The 3,141-nt window shown below is 64.6% G+C and carries 2 protein-coding genes; both read right to left on the bottom strand.

Features of this window, described 5'->3' with window-relative positions; all coding sequences use genetic code 11:
- On the bottom strand, positions 1-1,407 hold a 1,407-nt coding region (locus EOA28_RS30505; protein ID WP_148670950.1), incomplete at its 3' end, for a coniferyl aldehyde dehydrogenase.
- Between the two features lie 123 nt (positions 1,408-1,530).
- On the bottom strand, positions 1,531-2,661 hold the full coding sequence (locus EOA28_RS30500; protein ID WP_127252769.1) for a patatin-like phospholipase family protein: 1,131 nt from the start codon (positions 2,659-2,661) through the stop codon (positions 1,531-1,533).
- Positions 2,662-3,141 lie beyond the last annotated feature (480 nt).

The following is a 3,141-nucleotide window of genomic DNA, read 5'->3' as shown; positions in this document are numbered from 1 at the left end:
GAGCAGCCGGAAGATCCGCTCGAATGTCCTGCCGTAAGGCGGGCGCAGCAGGCCGCCCGCGCTGAGCTTCGACTGGATGAAGATCGGCTTTTCCTTGCTGAAGGTGCGGAATCCCCATTCGCCGTGATAGGCGCCGGTGCCGCTCTCGCCGACGCCGCCGAAGGGCTGCCGCTCCTGCACCAGATGCAGCATGCAGTCGTTGATCGTGACGCCGCCAGCCACCGTCTCGCGCATCACCCTTTGGCGGTTGGCGCTGTCGCTGCCGAACCAGTAGAGCGCCAGCGGCCGCTCACCCCGGTTCACATGGTCGATGGCTTCGTCGACCGTGCCATATTCGACGATCGGCAGCACCGGCCCGAAAATCTCCTCGCGCGTCAGCCGCAGATTGTCGCCGGCATTGCGCACCAGCACCGGCGCCATCTTGCGGTCGCTGACGCCGAGCGTCTCGTTGGCCGGGTTGATCTCGGTGATGTCGGCGCCGCTGTCGCGCGCCTCCGCGACCATGTCGCTCAGCCGCCGGTGATGCCGCTCGCTGACGATCGCCGTATAGTCGGGATTGTCGCCGAGGCGCGGATAGAGCTTGGCCATGGCGACCGCGAACTTGGCCGCGACCGCCGCGCCCTGGCCTCGCGGCACCATCAGATAGTCCGGCGCGATGCAGGTCTGTCCGGCGTTGAGCAGCTTGCCATAGGCGACGCTGGCGACCGCCGCGTCGAGGTCGCAGGACGGATCGAAGATTGCCGGCGACTTGCCGCCGAGTTCCAGCGTCACCGGCGTCAGGTTGGCGGCGGCGGCCAGCGCCACCTGGCGGCCGACGGCGGTCGAGCCGGTGAACAGGAGGTGGTCGAAAGGCAGCGACACGAACGCCTTGCCGACATCGGCGTCGCCCACCATCACGGCGACCTCGTCGGCGGCGAAATATTTCTCGACCAGGCTGGCGAGCAGGTCCGAAAACTTCGGCGTGAGCTCAGACGGCTTGATCATGACGCGGTTGCCGGCAGCGAGCGCCGCGGTCGCCGGCGCGACGGCGAGCTGGAACGGATAGTTCCAGGGCGAGACGATGCCGACCACGCCGAGCGGCTGCGGGAGCAGACGGTTGCGGCCAGGCAGGAACGGCAGACTGGTGGCGACGCGGCGCTCGCGCATCCAGGCGCCGAGATGCGACAGCGCATGCCTGATGCCGGCGCGTACGACGAACAGTTCGGCAAGCCGCGTCTCCTCAGCCGAGCGGGCGGAGAAATCGCTGTCGATCGCAGCACAGATCTCGGCCTCATGCTTTTCGGTGAGCGCCAGCAGGCGGTTCAGCCGGTCCTTGCGCACATCCAGCGTCGGGAACGGCTCCTTCTCGAAGGCCCTGCATTGCGCTTCAAACCGGACGCCAAGAGCGTTCTGCCTCGTCTGCAGCATCGCAACCTCCCTTTACGTTCAGGTAAGACTACATCGCGCCGCGGGCATGATCCAGCGCCCCGCCGGTTCCGTTGCGGAAGATGCTGACAGCCGGGACGGACTTGCTGACAGGCATGGAAGACCTTAAGCCCGCCGCCGCGCCGACTCCGGCTTGATATGCGCGGCGAGGAACTCCTTCACCCGGCGCCCCGGCGCCGGGCCGCGCAACGGCTTGAAGCCGTCGTCGAGCTCGCCTGAAAGATCGAGTGTCGGCCGCTGACCGACGGCGTCGTAATTCTCTTCCAGCCAGTCGCTGGCAGCACTTCGGCCGAGGTCGCGCAGATAGGCGATGAAAGCCCATTCGGCATTGACCTTGGAAGACGCCGAGAGGTCCTTGAAAGCCTCGTCGGCATCGATGCGGTGCATGCGGATGTCGCGATATTCGCCATGCGGCAGGCGTCCGGCCGAGATCAGCTCCTTGACGAAGGCGATCGAACGGAATTCGCGCAGGAGTCCCGCGTTGAAGGTGATCTCGTCGATGCGGTTCTGGATCTCATTGGCGCTTTTGGGCGTGCCTTCGCGCACGACCGGATTGATCTGCACCAGGAGCACATCCTCGGTGGCCGCCGCCTTGAAGAACGGAAAGAGCGCCGGATTGCCGCCGTAGCCGCCATCCCAATAGGGCACGCCCTTGATCTCGACGGCGCGGAACAATTGCGGCAGGCAGGCGGACGCCATCACCGTGTCGAGGTCGATCTCGCCGTCGGAGAAGACGCGCAGCTGTCCGGTCTCGACATTGGTCGCCGAGATGAACAGCTCCATCGACTTGCAGGCGCGCACATTGCCGAAGTCGATCTCCTTCTCCACCACATCGCGCAGTGGATTGAGGCCGAGCGGATTGGCGACATAGGGCGAGAACACCCGCGACATCGTGTCGAAGAAAAAATAGCCCGGCGTGTTCTCGATCGACCAGTTGCCCCACGCGACGTCCCACGGCATGCGCTGCACCGGGCTGAAACGGCCCTTCGAGGCCACCGCCCGCCAGAAATCGTCGAGCTTCTTTCGCGCGCCTTCCACGCCGCCCCGGACAAAACCGTCGGCCAGCGCCACCGCGTTCATAGCGCCGGCGCTGGTGCCGGACACCGCCGCGATCTCCAGCCGCCCATCCTCCAGCAGCCGGTCGAGCACACCCCAGGAAAAGGCCCCATGCGAGCCGCCGCCCTGCAGCGCGATGTTGATCTTCTTCTTTTCCTCCGCCTTGCCGTTCTTCGCCATGGCGTTCCTTGTCTTGATGCGCTGGCCTGCCCCTGCGTCATGGGGCGAAGCAGCTGCGATCAGTCTATGTTGCAGTGCAGCATATAAGGGCTGACCAAGGCAAGAACACGAACACACAGGCGTGATCACATGAAATTTCGGTCATGAAAGGCTCTCGTCTGATGCCTGACAGATGCTTCCGTTGGCAGATCTCGCAGATTGGAGATTGGCCGAAACGACGATCGCGTCGTCATCCTAGGGCGAAGCAAGGAGCGAAGCGACGCGGCGCAGACCCTAGGATCCATGCCATGACTTTGAAGCGTTGCAACGGTGCAGAATTCTGCTCCGCTGCGCTCTTCGACTGAGGTTACGGCATGGCAACTGTGTTCACGCGAATGCGGTTTTGTCGCGCATGATGGCGTTGAGGACGACCAGGAGCTTCCTTGCGACGGCGATGATGGCGAGTTTCTTGGACCCTGAGCGGGCAGCAAGTGCGGTATA

The sequence above is a fragment of the Mesorhizobium sp. M2A.F.Ca.ET.067.02.1.1 genome (assembly GCF_004023285.1).
Lineage (GTDB): Bacteria > Pseudomonadota > Alphaproteobacteria > Rhizobiales > Rhizobiaceae > Mesorhizobium.
This window is presented reverse-complemented; position numbering and strand designations above follow the sequence as displayed.